This is a genomic window from Salipiger sp. (assembly GCF_048261495.1).
Lineage (GTDB): Bacteria > Pseudomonadota > Alphaproteobacteria > Rhodobacterales > Rhodobacteraceae > Salipiger.
In genome coordinates, this window is sequence record NZ_JBLXFX010000004.1 from 20586 (window position 1) to 33775 (window position 13190).

13 protein-coding genes and 1 tRNA gene are annotated in these 13190 nt (G+C 63.2%); 3 read left to right on the plus strand and 11 right to left on the minus strand.

What is annotated here, in order from left to right; all coding sequences use genetic code 11:
• Positions 1-12: 12 nt before the first annotated feature.
• From ACN0RJ_RS09300 to ACN0RJ_RS09315, 4 genes are read right to left on the minus strand one after another with little or no spacing between them, the layout of a single operon-like run.
• Positions 13-1221 (minus strand): beta-ketoacyl-[acyl-carrier-protein] synthase family protein, encoded by a 1209-nt coding sequence (locus ACN0RJ_RS09300; protein ID WP_417724090.1) that lies wholly within the window; start codon positions 1219-1221, stop codon positions 13-15.
• 4 nt (positions 1222-1225) lie between these two features.
• Entirely contained in the window at positions 1226-1486 is a 261-nt protein-coding gene (locus ACN0RJ_RS09305; RefSeq protein ID WP_417719202.1) for an acyl carrier protein, read from the minus strand.
• 41 nt (positions 1487-1527) lie between these two features.
• On the minus strand, positions 1528-2616 hold the full coding sequence (gene lpxD / locus ACN0RJ_RS09310; RefSeq protein WP_417724091.1) for a UDP-3-O-(3-hydroxymyristoyl)glucosamine N-acyltransferase: 1089 nt from the start codon (positions 2614-2616) through the stop codon (positions 1528-1530).
• A gap of 31 nt (positions 2617-2647) precedes the next feature.
• Entirely contained in the window at positions 2648-4288 is a 1641-nt protein-coding gene (locus tag ACN0RJ_RS09315) for a L,D-transpeptidase family protein (protein ID WP_417719200.1), read from the minus strand.
• 329 nt (positions 4289-4617) lie between these two features.
• Here ACN0RJ_RS09315 and ACN0RJ_RS09320 point away from each other — a divergent pair, with 329 nt between their 5' ends.
• Entirely contained in the window at positions 4618-5187 is a 570-nt protein-coding gene (locus tag ACN0RJ_RS09320; protein WP_417719199.1) for a YcbK family protein, read from the plus strand.
• Between the two features lie 119 nt (positions 5188-5306).
• Here the strand turns inward: ACN0RJ_RS09320 and ACN0RJ_RS09325 are convergent, their stop codons facing one another.
• From ACN0RJ_RS09325 to ACN0RJ_RS09340, 4 genes are all read right to left on the minus strand, one after another.
• On the minus strand, positions 5307-5855 hold the full coding sequence (locus ACN0RJ_RS09325) for a GNAT family N-acetyltransferase (protein ID WP_417719198.1): 549 nt from the start codon (positions 5853-5855) through the stop codon (positions 5307-5309).
• Between the two features lie 149 nt (positions 5856-6004).
• Entirely contained in the window at positions 6005-6274 is a 270-nt protein-coding gene (gene rpmA / locus ACN0RJ_RS09330) for a 50S ribosomal protein L27 (RefSeq protein ID WP_417719197.1), read from the minus strand.
• A gap of 18 nt (positions 6275-6292) precedes the next feature.
• Positions 6293-6841, minus strand: coding sequence for a 50S ribosomal protein L21 (gene rplU, locus ACN0RJ_RS09335; protein ID WP_417719196.1), 549 nt, complete (start codon positions 6839-6841; stop codon positions 6293-6295).
• A gap of 197 nt (positions 6842-7038) precedes the next feature.
• Positions 7039-7851, minus strand: a complete 813-nt coding sequence (locus tag ACN0RJ_RS09340; protein WP_417724092.1) for a hypothetical protein — start codon at positions 7849-7851, stop codon at positions 7039-7041.
• Positions 7852-8018: 167 nt separating this feature from the next.
• Between ACN0RJ_RS09340 and ACN0RJ_RS09345 the strand changes: the two genes are divergently transcribed.
• Together ACN0RJ_RS09345 and ACN0RJ_RS09350 are read left to right on the plus strand one after the other, a co-directional pair.
• Positions 8019-8108: transfer RNA gene (locus tag ACN0RJ_RS09345), tRNA-Ser, on the plus strand.
• 210 nt (positions 8109-8318) lie between these two features.
• Positions 8319-9077: a hypothetical protein gene (locus ACN0RJ_RS09350; protein ID WP_417724093.1), complete on the plus strand. Its 759-nt coding sequence runs from the start codon at positions 8319-8321 to the stop codon at positions 9075-9077.
• 673 nt (positions 9078-9750) lie between these two features.
• Here the strand turns inward: ACN0RJ_RS09350 and ACN0RJ_RS09355 are convergent.
• The 3 genes from ACN0RJ_RS09355 to ACN0RJ_RS09365 form a co-directional block, all read right to left on the minus strand.
• Positions 9751-10904 (minus strand): IS3 family transposase gene (locus tag ACN0RJ_RS09355; RefSeq protein ID WP_417723142.1). Its coding sequence is split into 2 segments (ribosomal slippage): positions 9751-10652 and positions 10652-10904, totalling 1155 coding nucleotides; the frame shifts between segments, so codons are not numbered across the junction.
• Positions 10905-10981: 77 nt separating this feature from the next.
• Positions 10982-12718, minus strand: a complete 1737-nt coding sequence (locus ACN0RJ_RS09360) for an AAA family ATPase (RefSeq protein WP_417724094.1) — start codon at positions 12716-12718, stop codon at positions 10982-10984.
• Between the two features lie 100 nt (positions 12719-12818).
• Complete coding sequence (locus tag ACN0RJ_RS09365) at positions 12819-13106, minus strand: helix-turn-helix transcriptional regulator (protein WP_417724095.1); 288 nt, start codon at positions 13104-13106, stop codon at positions 12819-12821.
• Positions 13107-13190 lie beyond the last annotated feature (84 nt).

Below are 13190 nucleotides of genomic sequence, written 5' to 3' on the forward strand. Positions count from 1 at the left end.
CGCGAGCGCCGTTCAGACCGCGCGCAGCGCCAGCACCGCGTTCAGCCCGCCGAAGGCGAAGGCGTTCGACAGCACGCAGGACACCCGCGCCTCGCGCGCCTCGTTCGGGACCACGTCCAGCGCGCATTCCGGGTCCGGTTCCTCGTAGCCGATGGTGGGCGCGATGATGCCGTCGCGCAGCGCCATCAGGCAGGCAAGCAGTTCGACCGCGCCGGTCCCGCCGATGCAATGGCCGTGCATCGCCTTGGTGGACGACATCATCAACCGGTCGGCATGGCGCCCCATGGCGTCGGCCACGGCGGCACATTCGGTCTTGTCATTGGCGGCGGTGCCGGTGCCGTGGGCGTTGATGTAGCCCACCTCGTCGCGGTTGATGCCGCCATCCTGCAGGGCACCGTTGATCGCCCGCGCCGCGCCCTGTTTCGACGGCATGACGATGTCCGAGGCATCCGAGGTCATCGCAAAGCCCGCGACCTCGGCGAGGATCACCGCGCCGCGCGCCCTGGCGTGGTCGTGATCCTCGAACACGTAGACCCCGGCGCCCTCGCCCTGCACCATGCCGTTGCGGTTGGCCGAAAACGGGCGGCAGGCGTCCTTGGACATGACGCGCAGCCCTTCCCAGGCCTTGACCCCGCCGAAGCACAGCATGGATTCGGTGCCCCCCGTGAGCATCACCGGACAGGCGCCGGAGCGCACCATCTGGAAGGCCAGCCCCATCGCGTGATTGGACGAGGCGCAGGCGGTGGCGACGGTGAAGGTCGGCCCGCGCAGGTTGAACTCCATCGACACGTGCGACGCGGCGGCATTGTTCATCAGCTTGGGCACCACGAAGGGATGCACGCGGTTCTTGCCCTCTTCGTAGACCGAGCGGTAATTCTCGTCCTGCGTGGTCAGCCCGCCGCCGGAGGTGCCCAGCACCACGCCCGAGCGGTCGGCCAGCCCGTTCGAGAACTCCAGCCCCGACTGCGCGATCGCCTCGCGCGCCGAGATCAGGGCGAACTGCGTGAAACGGTCGTAGAGCGCCAGTTGCTGCCGGTTGAACACCGACTCGGGCGCGTAGCCCTTGACCTGCCCGCCGATGCGGATCGACAGGCGCTCCACGTCGCGGAATTCCAGGTCCGAAATGCCGCAGCGGCCTTCGCGCATGGCTTCGAGCGTCGAAGGCACGTCGCGTCCCAGCGCGTTGATCGTTCCCGCGCCGGTAATGACTACCCGTTTCACCGGATCAGGCCGCCTGTTCCGAGATCAGCTTTTCGATCCCGGCGACGATGCTCGCCACCGAGGAAATGTCGAAATCGCTCTGTTCGGGTTCGTTGGCATTGAACGGCACCGAGATGTCGAAGGCCTCTTCGATGGCGAAGATGCTTTCCACGAGACCGAGGGAATCGATCCCCAGATCCTCGAGCGTGTTGTCCATCGACACATCCGACGGTTCCAGCACGGCCTGTTCGGCGATGATGGCAATCACCTTGTCCTGCACACTCATGAGCGGCGCTCCCTCTTCGTCGCAACACGGTCGGCGCCCGTCTACTCTGTCCCCGTGAACTTGGAAACAGCTTTCTTGAGGGCTGCGACATCCGCGAACAGGCGCGGCAGGCGGCGCAGGGATTTGTAGGTTTCGAGATGGGTGTCCATCTTCATCGCCGGATAGCCCAGCATGACGCGCCCTGCGGGGATCTTCGACAGGACCTTGGTTCCGCCGCCGGTGATGACGTTGTCGCCGATGGTGAGGTTGTCCGACACCCCGGTGTGGCCGCCCAGCACGACGTTGCGCCCCAGCACGGTCGACCCGGCGATGCCCGACTGCGCGCAGATCAGGCAGTCGTCGCCGATCACGACGTTGTGGCCGATCTGCACGAGGTTGTCGAATTTCACACCGTTGCCGATGCGGGTGTCGCGCACGCTGCCCCGGTCGATGCAGGAATTCACCCCGATCTCGACGTCGTCACCGATACTGACCGAGCCGAGCGAATGGATGCGCGCCCAGCTCTGGCGGCTTTCCGAGCCCTCCGCCCCGAGGCTCGCGCGGGCCTTTTCGACGCCCGAGACCTCGGGCGTGACGAAGGAAAAGCCGTCCGCCCCGATCACCACCCCGGGATGCGCGATGAACCGGGCGCCGATGCGGACCCGCGCCATGAGACGGACACCGCCGTGCAGCAGCGCCCCCTCGCCCAGCGTGACATCCCAGCCCACCTGGCACTGCGGCCCGATGACCGAACCCGCACCGATCCGCGCCCCGGCGCCGATGACCGTGAACGGGCCGACGCAGACCCCCTCGCCCAGCACGGCCGAAGGGTCGATCACCGCCGTCGGGTGAATCCCCGCGCCGTGGCCCTGCCCCGGGTCCATCATCGCCGACAGTCCGGCCATGGCAAAGCGCGGCCGCTGCGCCATCAGCGCGGCCTTCAGCCCGAGCGCCTGCCAGTCGGCGCCGGACCAAAGCATCGCGGCCCGGGCCTGCCCGGTGCCGATCTGCGCGGCGTATTCCGGCTTCATCGCCATGGCGAGATCGTCCGGCCCGGCGCTTGCCGGCTCGGCCACGCGGGCGATGCGCAACGAGGTATCGCCGGCGGCCTCGATGCCGAGGGCGCGGGCGATGTCTGCGATGGTGTGCATGGGAACCCTCCGGGATTGCTCCCGCAGGGACTTAGCTCTGCCCGGCGATCAGCGCCACCCCTGCCGCGCTGAGCGCATTCCAGAGCTTGGCGTCACGACCGTACATGTCCTGGCGGTAGTTCACGTGTCCCTTGGCCTTGGTGAAGGCGGTCCGGTAGACGAGGTGTACCGGGATCGGCTGTTCGAGGTTGATCCGCGACTCCGCGCCCGAGCGCAGGCGCGACTGGAACAGGCCGACCGGGTCGTCGGTCTGCCGCGCCAGCAGCGCATAGGCGAAATCCTGGGGATCGCCCAGCCGGATGCAGCCGTGCGAATAGGTCCGCCGGGTCTGGTCGAACAGGCTCTTGGAGGGCGTGTCGTGCAGGTAGATGTTGTACTGGTTCGGGAACATGAACTTCACCAGCCCGAGCGCATTGCGCGGGCCCGGAGGCTGACGCATTGCAAAGGGAAAGCTCGCGGCGCTGTACTGCGAGAACCCGTTCGAGCGGTTGACCTGGCGGCCCCGGCTGTCGGTGATCTCCAGATGCCCGGCAGCGCCGGGGTTGCGGCGTAGCTGCGGCAGGTACTCGTTCACCACGATCGAACGCGGCACGTACCACGAGGGGTTCACCACCATGAACTCCATCGTATCCGAGAATTCCGGCGTCCGACGGTCCGCATCCTGGTGTCCGACGACCGAGCGGGTCTCGAACGTGACCTTGCCGTCGTCGACGATGGTGGCATGGAAATCGGTGAGATTCACCCAGACGTGGCGCTTGCCGCGCCCCTCGGGCAGGTTGAGCCAGCGTTCCCGCTCCATCGCGACGACCACCGATTTGAGACGGTCCTCGGGGCCGACGTTGATCTCGGTCAGGGTCGAGGTTCCGGCAATGCCGTCCGCCTCGAGCCCGTGATCCTCCTGGAAGCTGGCCACGGCGGCGCGCATCGCCTCGTCGTAGCTGGCCGACAGCGAGGCCGGCAGATAGTCCATCGCGATCAGCCGGTCGCGCAGCGCCACAACGTTCGGCCCGCTCTGCCCCGGCTCCATCTTGCCGGACACCACCGGCTCGCCCCAGCCGCCATGGGCGATGAGGTGTTCCAGCGTCAGCTTCTCGCGCATGAGACGGGCATATTCCGGCGTGCGCGGGGCAAGATCGCGGATCACCTCGCGCGGGTTTCCGGCCACCAGCGCTTCGAGCAGCCCCCGCGATTCACGCACCGGCGCCTTGCGCTTGATGCCGGAATCGACACGGGTCGGCACGAGGATGCCGCTCTGGATGTCATGAGCATATTTCAGGAAGGTGCGGCTCAGCAGGATTTCCAGCTCGCCGCGCGCGCGTTCGCTGGTGACGTTGCGCATGCGGGCGATCAGCCCGTCCTCATCATAGCGCGAGACCGGCAGCCCGTGCACCTGGCCGCCCTCGATCGCCTCGAGCAGCGCCGAGCGCCGCTCGGCCGCGGCCGAGTCCTCGGGGTCGGTCCAGATCGCCGCAAAGCCCCGCTCCCGGTAGAAGGCCGCGAGACCCTCGTCCTCGGAAATTGCCTCCGCAACGGCCTGCTTGTAGGCCGTAAGCTCAAGCGATTGCGCGGAAACGCCCTGCGCTCCGGCCATTGCGATCCAGAGCGCCGCCAGCGTGGTTCCTGTGGCCCGGCGCAGTCCGCCGTTGTTGATCCCGCTTGGAAAACTCGCCATGCCTGCCTCGAAAAATGAATGAATTGCACACGTTAGCAATTGTGCACCGCTGCTTCCGAGTGTCCATTCACTTTTTCCCCAGTTGACAAACTTCCCCTCGTCTGAGGCGGCGCTGCATCGCGACGCCCTGTCGGCGCATTTGCGCCACAGGTTTTGCGCCAAGTGCGCAGGATCTTGCCGATACCCCTTGATAGTTCGCATTCGAGGGAAAAGGCGCTTTCGGGCAGAATCGAGATATGGCATAAAATTCTCGCATCTGGGGAGAGATGGCAGAACCGCCCAACGAGGCGGTAACAGGTACAGCGACTTAACGGGACAGGCGCTTCAATATGACAGAACTGCACGCGGGCGGCTTGACACGCCGCGGCCTTCTTGGCGCATTTGCGGCCACACTCGTCACAGCAGCACCAACGTATGCGAACGCTGCGGGCTTCCTTCGCGGGGGCGGCGATATCCGGCGGATCAAGATGTATTCCTCCAGAACCGGTGAAAAGATCGACATGATCTACTGGATCGAGGGTGAATACGTCTCCGAAGCCTTGAAGGAAATCACCTACTTCATGCGCGACTGGCGCACGAACGAGGTGAAGAACATCGATGCGCGGACGATCGACATCATGACCGCCGCACACAATCTCATGGACGTGACCGAGCCTTACATGCTCATCTCGGGCTACCGCTGCCCGAAAACCAACGCCATGCTGCGCGCACGCTCTTCGGGCGTGGCGAAAAACTCCCGCCACCTGCGCGGCGAAGCGGCGGATCTCACTCTGAAATCCCGCTCCGTCAACCAGATGGCCAAGGCAGCGCAAGCCTGCCACGGCGGCGGCGTCGGGCGTTATACCCGGTCGGACTTCGTCCACATGGATTGCGGCCCTGTTCGCACCTGGGGAAGCTGAACAACGACGCGGCCTCTTGACGAGACTTCAGCCTTTGGGCGTCCCATGAGGACGCCCTTTTGCTTTCTGAAGGGTCAACGCCCCGGCCCGCAAAGCGTTCCGCCCGATCGTGAAAAAAATCAGCGGAAGCGCTTGAGGTAGGTCCAGGTCGGCACGGTCGCATTGCGCGACACGGAAAACGCCTCGGCATCGCCGATATATTCGAAGCCGCAATTGACCAGCACCCGCGCCGAAGCCGGGTTGTCCTGGAAGACGCTGGCGAACATCGTCGCGGAGTTGCCGGGATTCGCCTCGACCAGCGCGCGCACCGCTTCGGAGGCGTGGCCGGTGTTCCAGTAGGGCGGCGCCACCCAGTAGCCGATTTCCGACTGGTCCCGGTCCATCCGCTTGAGCGAGATGACCCCCATGACCTCGGCCCCCTCGTGACCGTGGGCATCCATCACCCAGACATCCTCGACCCGCGCGGGGGATTCGGCGCGGGCAATGTAGGCCTCGGTCGCGCCGGGCGGCAGCGGGTGCGGAATGCTGGTGGTCATGCGCGCCACGCGCTCGTCCCCCGCGTAGAGGGAAATCAGGCCGGTGTCCGACCGGCGCAACGGACGCAGCACGAAACGCCCGGTCTCGATGACCGGCTGGGCGGACGTGATATCAACGTGATCGACACTCATGTGCATACTCCTCTCATGCACTGGTGGCCGTTTTGTGGCGGGGCGACAGGATCCCCCGCCCCGACCGATCCGGAACCCTCCTGGTCCGGAATGGCAAGGGGGACCGGCGTTTCCGCCGATCCCCCCAATCCTACGATCTGAAGATCGGCTTACTCGGCAGCCTCCGCCACTGGAAGCACGGATACGAAGGTGCGACCCTTCAGACCCTTGTGGAAGGTCACGGCGCCATCGGTCACGGAAAAGATCGTGTGATCGCGACCCATGCCGACACCTTCGCCCGGCCAGAACTTGGTGCCGCGCTGACGGATGATGATGTTGCCTGCGATGGCCTGCTGACCGCCGTAGAGTTTCACGCCAAGACGGCGACCTGCGGAATCGCGGCCGTTCCGGGACGAACCGCCTGCTTTTTTGTGTGCCATTGGTTGGTCTCCTTGAGCTTAGGCGAGCGTCTGGGCCTGTTCGACCCACTCGGGCTTGACCTTGACGGCCTCGAAGGTCTCGGGGTCGACGGCGGCGAGCTGGGCGAAGGTGGTGATACCGGCCTCGTTCAGCTTCTTGGCAGCGGCCGGACCGACGCCGGTGATCTGCGTCAGGTCGTCGCCCGCGGCAGCGGGAGCGGCCTTCGGTGCGGAGGCCGCGCCGGCGGCAACCTTGACACCGGTGCTTTCGGCGCCGGAGGTCAGGATCTCGGTCACGCGCAGCAGGGTGAGCTGCTGGCGGTGGCCGCGGGTGCGCTGCGAGCCGTGCTTGCGGCGGCGCTTGACGAAGGTGATGACCTTGTCGCCCTTGATCTGATCGACCACTTCGGCCTGAACGGCTGCGCCCGCAACCAGCGGCGCGCCGAGGACGACGGAATCGCCACCCAGCATCAGAATGTCGTTGAACTGTACGGTTTCACCCGCATCTGCGGCCAGCTTTTCCACCCGGAGCGTATCGCCCGACTGGACCTTGTACTGCTTGCCGCCGGTTTTCATAACCGCGAACATGTGCGTCTTCCTGTTCTCTGCCGCGTCCTGTGGCGCCCCGCCGGGGACTTTCCGGGCCCTGCCCGCCTCGAACTGCGCGTCCCTCTCGGGACCGTCGTTGATGAAAATGAAAGACGGGGCCGCAAAGCCCCGCTTCCGAGTGCGCGCTTATCCACGCTTTTCCCCGGATTGTCAACCCGCCCGGGGCCCGGCGGAGGTCAGAGATCCTGCCCCTTCATCTGCTGCGCCGCGGCCAGCCCCAGCGCGTAGGAAATCTCGTCGTACATGCCGTTGAACCCGGCAAAGAGCGCGCGGTTCATCGCCTTGCCCTCCTCGGTCGCCGACAGCTTCACGTAGTCCTTCAGAACCTTGTCCGACATCGGCCGGTAGGCCAGCAGCAGGTAGGCATAGAGCCATTCGCGCGTGTCCGCGCGGGTCTCCTCCTCCTGGCCCCAGACCTCGGACAGGATCTCGCCCTCCGTCATCTCGAAGGCGCCGCCGTCGACCAGCCCGAGATAGAACTGGTAGCTGGCGTTCAGCGCTCCGACGACGTTGGATTCGATCAGGTCGTTGGCCTCGATGAATTCGTCGAGCAGGCGCATCCGGGTGTCCGCCCCGCCCTCGAGACCGCGAAATGTGGCGCGGGCCGAGGCCTCGACATCGTTGTCGATCATCGCGCGCCGGGCCGAGATCTCGAGGTCGACCACCCGCTCGCCCGCGCTCGATCCGAAGAACTCCAGCAGCGGCGCGGGGTCGGTGTCGCCGAAGCTCTCGCCGAAGTTGCGCCGTACCACCTGCTCCATCGCGCCGGTGTCGTAGATCGCGGACACCGCGGCCTGCCAGCCGGGGTGCGAGCCCTCCGGCAGCAGATCCGCCGCCATCTCGCGTCCGTAATCGATTCCCTCGTCGCGCATGATCTGCACGATTCCTGGAAGGTCGAGCGCGTCGAGCACCGCATCCGAAGCCTCTCCGGCCCGCAGGGGCAAGGCAGAGGCGATGGCAAGAAGACAGGCGACGAGGCGCGAGCGCATAAGGGGGAATCTCCGGTATCGTGACGCGCGGCAGATTAGGCGGCGCGCGGGTGATTTGAAAGTCACGTCCTCGGAACACGCCGATTGTCGCCACCACCGAATCCGGACCCGCGCGATTTCCCTGTTGCACACGCCGCCACACCCGGCTAAACGGCGCTCCAGACCGCGGAGAGGTGCCGGAGTGGTCGAACGGGGCGGTCTCGAAAACCGTTGTGGGTGCAAGCCCACCCAGGGTTCGAATCCCTGTCTCTCCGCCACTTGCCTTTGATTTTATTGAGAAATCTAGCAAGAGACCAAATCTACTCTCAATCTACTACTCATTTTTGAGCGGTAGTTCTGTGTCTTTCGATCACAGATTTGTGAAAATTTCTTCGCCTTAGTGCTTCCGGACGGTCAGACCATTGAACCGGGTAAGGGTCAGGCACAGCTTAGCTTTGGTAGTATTCAGAGCATAAGGAAGCAGCCTGTTGGCAAAGGTCGCATCGGTAGCGGACGTATTTCTCGACACGAATATCCTTAAGTTTTCAGCAGTCAAGAAGCACGTCTTTCGCCCCCAAAAACAAACGATCAATTGGGGTGGTTTGGAGCAAGAAATCGTTGTGCATGAGCCTTACACAACGAACGACATACACAAAATTAAGAGTGATACGCAGAAGCGTGATGCCATAATGCTCGGTATGCTAGCTTACGCCGGTACTTCCGGGCAGTTGAATTTCCATTCTCACCCGGAAGTTGATCTGGAAACTTGGGGCCTTCCGGGAATGATGAGTGCATCCGGTCGCTTCTTCGACTGCCCGATCAATGACGTTCCAGACCCTATCGCGCCCCGGTCACGCATCATCGCAGGCGGACCTAAGAAACCCAAAGAGTATACCTTGGATTTTCTTTCGAACATCCGCGCACCACGCTTCGTTGAACTAACAAAGATCACCGGCGCGTTCCAAGGGGCCACCAAACCGCTCAACCTCAATCAGGCGCTCGATGCTTATCACCTGTGGTGCGCAGAGTGCGCAGGTATGAACTACTTTCTCACTATGGACTATAAGCTGCAAAAGGTAGTGGCACGCTCTAAGAAAGAGGTGCTGGTGAAGATCACAACGCCTGACCAGCTCTTGCGTGAAGTCATTCCGAAATTCGGTCTAGTTGGCGCGTGCAAATTTATGTGGAAGGGCTACCGTTTCGCGAAACCACGAGTGGGCTTTGATGAGGGTAAAGGCTGGACATAAAAGAACCCCGCCGAAGCGGGGCTAGTTGGCACTTTCAGAAAGAACACGGGTTACGCCGCTACGGCGTAGGTACTTCGGCAAACCTCTTGCACATCGGCGCGGTCTTTCGACGTGACCGCGTACAGCGGCACAGCAAGCACGGCGGTTTCGGTTAGGTCAACGTTCAAGCCTTCTGCGGCAAGCGCAGCGTTGACGGACTGCGACGGCGAAGCGATGCCCACAGTTAGGGGCCGGGGCAAATCCCATCGGTGGAACAGCATGTGCCGCAGCCGCTCAGAGGCCGCAGGCAGGGTTTCACAGGACCAGCCTAGGCGGTGTTCCAGCACGGGGGCAGACAGGGCCACTGCGGGGGCGTAGAGCGGCAGGGAACGCGGCCCTAGCCCTGACAGGTCGGGGTAGCTGGCGACGGCAGGATTGACGGGCCACAGGACGGCGTACGGCCCGCGCTGCGTCCAGCCGCCCATAGGCGACCGAACCTTGCCGGGGCTGCTGGCCTGAACCCATGCGGCGATTGCCGCCATATCCTGCGACGCTAGCGGCATTAAACTTCGACCCGCGACGCTTCGGCGGCTTCGACTAGTTCCGCGTTGTAGTACGCGCCGTGTACGTCGCCTACGACCTTTTCGTAGTTCTTTGAGCTACTCCCCATTTCTTGGACAGGATCTGGCGTAAATTAAGCTACTCGTTGCACCTGCTGATCGGGTTGGTTGATATCATTTCTCTGCCAGTAGACCAGCGCCGGGGGCTGGCCGCCCAAGGCTGAATGCGGGCGCTGGTGGTTGTAGAAGGTCATCCATTTCCGGATCGCCGCTTTCGTCTCCGATCCGGTCTCCCAGGCATGCAGGTAAACGCACTCGTATTTCAGGGTGCGCCACAGCCTCTCGATGAAGATATTGTCGAGGAAACGGCCCTTCCCATCCATCGATATGCGCACGCTGGACCGGCGGAGCCGATCCGTCCAGGCAAAGGACGTGAACTGGGATCCCTGATCCGTATTCATTATCTCTGGCGGGCCGAACTTGTGGATGGCCTCGTTCAGCGCCTCGACACAGAAGTCGGCCTCCAGCGTGTTCGAGATCCGCCAGGACAGGACCTTGCGGGTATGCCAGTCCATGATCGCCACGAGGTATAGGAACCCGCGCCGCATGGGCAGGTAGGTGATATCCGAGCACCAGACCTGGTTCGGGCGTTCCACCCGTAGACCTCTGAGCAGGTAGGGATAGGTCTTGTGGCCCTTCGTCGGCCTGCTCGTGTTGGGCTTCTGGTAAATCGGCACTAGCCCCATCAGGCGCATCAGCCGCCGGATGCGCTTCTCGTTCACTAGGTGGCCGTCGTTGCGCAGGTGCCAGGTCATTTGCCGGACACCGAAGAACGGCGTCTCCAAGAACTGCTCGTCGATCCGCCGCATCAGGCCGAGGTTCTGTTCGGTCTCGCCCTTGGGCGTGTAGTAGAAAGACGAACGCGCGATCGACAGCAACTTGCACTGCTGGCCGATCGACAGATCCAGGTGGTCAGGCTCGATCATGCCGCGCCTCACTTCCCGCCCCAGGGCTTCAGCTTTCGTTCCAAAAAAGAGTTGGCCACCGCCAGCTCCCCGATCTTGGCGTGGAGCTCCTTCACCTGCTCCTCGTCAATCTCCGGCTTCTTGCGGCCCCCGCGTTCGAACACACCGGAGGCGCCTTCGAGCAGGGCTCGCTTCCATTGATGGATCATCGTCGGATGCACCCCGAACCGGCTTGCCAGTTCGGCAGCCGTCTCCTCGCCTTTCAGGGCTTCCAGCGCGACCTTCGCCTTGAACTCAGGCGCGTGCTGCTTCCGTTTCGACATCTCTGATCTCCTTCTCGTCGAAGATCAGCAGACTGCAAATCGTAGCTTATGTCAGTGTCCGAATTTCGGGGGGTAGCTCACATGAAGACGCTTTCGGCCTTGGCGTAGTGTTCGGCCTGTGTGGGAACTTCGGTGGCGACGAATACGCCCTTATCCCAATGCAGCATGATTTCATTTCCGATACGGCCATAGTTGCTTTTCTTGACCGTGAGCCGCCGCGCGTCGGGGTTCGCTTCGTATCCGTCTTCGCCCGTGATGCGTGACAGGTAGAGGCGTGAACGTACGCTGTTGCTCCATGCGGTCGAACCGCTAGAACCCGCGCCGCTTGCAATACCCGCGACCGAAGGGTGCGAAAGCAACAGCACGGCGCATTGGTGCCGGATTGCCAGCCCGCGCAACATGCCCACAAACTGGCGTGCCTGGGCACGGTCATTTTCATTGCCCCCGAAGAAGTCGGCCAAGGTGTCCAGCACCAACAGAGCGGGCCGCTCAAGGCACATTCGGGCGTCCAGAGCATGGAACAGCGCCGTAGGGGCGAGTGCCCCCGTGCGGCCCTGCGGAGCGGCAAGCAGGGCATCTTCCCCGGCCAGCGACCGCAGGGTGAGCCGCTGCATGGCGCTTAGGTCGCCCATCCCGGTTAAGCGGCGGTGCAGTTCTTCGGCATCGTCTTCGGCTGATAGATAGATCACGCCCCCGTCGCGCACGTCCTGACCTAGCCACTGCACGCCCAAGGCCGTTGACGCCGCTAGCTGCATGGCAACGGTACTCTTGCCCGTGCCGCCGTCCCCGTAGAGCGCCGTAACCTGCCCTGTGGGGATTAGGCCGCGAACATGCCACGGTCGGGGCTGGCAAGGCTTGCCCGCAAAATCCGATGCAGGAAACCAACCTACGTCCGAATGCTGCGGCGACGCCAAGCCGAAGGTGCGGGCTATCTGCCCTGACAGGTCGATATTGACGCTTCGGCGCATTGCTGCGCTCGCCTGCCGTTCTTCAGCACCCTTAGCCGCAGCCCTACGATATTCGCGCAACCAAAGCCGTGCGGCCTTCTGCGACCGTGTTTCCCGGCCCTTCGGCGGGGCATCCTGTACCAACGGGCTTTCCATCACGACGCGGCGCACCTGCGCTTCATCGCTGGAAAACAGGCACGCAGCACAAATCAGGGCGAAATATGCGGCGGACCAGTCCGACACGCGGCCTTCGTAGTGGTCCCGGTTCACGTCGCTTTCGCAGATACGTTCGCGCAAGGTTTCGTCGGAAACCGACGGCGCGGGGTTTGGGTCGATAACGTCGCCAGTGTCGCTTTCCCTATTGGGGGCAATTTCCTCACAAAGCCGGTCTATCAGGTCTTGGCATGACTGGATGGACGCCGCGCGGACAACCTGCCCGGTAAACGTGAAGAAGCGCCCCGACGAATACACTTCAACCCCAAGCGCGCTGTTACGCACCCCGCCGTTATGCACCTGCCCCTTGGCAATGATGTGCAGGCCACGGCCCGACGGCGATTGTTCCGCGTACGTCTCGAAGGCGTCGTAAATGCGCTGTTGCCCTTCCGACGGCTGCGCACCTTGGCCTACGTCAAGGTCAATCCCGGTGAACGGGTCGGCATGACTGAATACGAACCCGATACCCACACCGCGCCCGCCGTCCAAGGCATCGCGTGCGGCGTCAAAGCTTGCCCAAGTTTCCGGGTTCGACACGTCAGCAAGTTCGCCGGTCTTCGGATTGAGTGGGCGCTTGGTCGCGTCATGGCATACCCAATGAGGATACGACCGCAGTTCGGAAGGTATGTTGTCTAGGTGTGCGCTTGCGGCCATTTCGGGGTGTGCCTGTGAGTCAAGAGTTAGTAGATTTCCCGAGACCGGAAAATTCATCTTGTTATCAATTGTCTTTGGGGGACAGTATGTCCGCCTACGCTCAAATCCGCGTAGAGCGTGCGTCGGTAAGTTCGGCCACTAGCTGGCGCAATTCCTCATTGGAACGCCCCGCCACGCGGGCATTAATCACCGCGTAAACCTCATCTTCCGGCCACACGGAAAACTTGTCCCCCCACTTCACAGGGCGCGGGAAGAGGCCGTCTTTCATCAAGGCGTAGAGGTAGGGTCGGGAAAAGCCCGTCGCGTCCATCGTGGCGCGTGTGGGCAGCATCTTGGCGCGAGGGCCGGTCGCCGTGGGCGTCGCGGTCGAATTGGTTTGAGTGTCCATAGGCGTATCTCCGTGTCTCTATGAGACAAGAGAGCCACAACTAGCCCAGCAAATCGAACGAACGCCGAACACCAAAAGGGGTGA

Excerpts from the sequence above, each read along its gene's own strand:
- ACN0RJ_RS09320 (WP_417719199.1), top strand. The coding sequence starts at position 4,618 with ATGACAGAACTGCACGCGGGCGGCTTGACACGCCGCGGCCTTCTTGGC.
- ACN0RJ_RS09315 (WP_417719200.1), bottom strand. The coding sequence starts at position 4,288 with ATGGCGAGTTTTCCAAGCGGGATCAACAACGGCGGACTGCGCCGGGCC.
- ACN0RJ_RS09325 (WP_417719198.1), bottom strand. The coding sequence starts at position 5,855 with ATGAGTGTCGATCACGTTGATATCACGTCCGCCCAGCCGGTCATCGAG.
- rplU (WP_417719196.1), bottom strand. The coding sequence starts at position 6,841 with ATGTTCGCGGTTATGAAAACCGGCGGCAAGCAGTACAAGGTCCAGTCG.
- ACN0RJ_RS09365 (WP_417724095.1), bottom strand. The coding sequence starts at position 13,106 with ATGGACACTCAAACCAATTCGACCGCGACGCCCACGGCGACCGGCCCT.
- lpxD (WP_417724091.1), bottom strand. The coding sequence starts at position 2,616 with ATGCACACCATCGCAGACATCGCCCGCGCCCTCGGCATCGAGGCCGCC.
- ACN0RJ_RS09360 (WP_417724094.1), bottom strand. The coding sequence starts at position 12,718 with ATGGCCGCAAGCGCACACCTAGACAACATACCTTCCGAACTGCGGTCG.
- rpmA (WP_417719197.1), bottom strand. The coding sequence starts at position 6,274 with ATGGCACACAAAAAAGCAGGCGGTTCGTCCCGGAACGGCCGCGATTCC.
- ACN0RJ_RS09340 (WP_417724092.1), bottom strand. The coding sequence starts at position 7,851 with ATGCGCTCGCGCCTCGTCGCCTGTCTTCTTGCCATCGCCTCTGCCTTG.
- ACN0RJ_RS09305 (WP_417719202.1), bottom strand. The coding sequence starts at position 1,486 with ATGAGTGTGCAGGACAAGGTGATTGCCATCATCGCCGAACAGGCCGTG.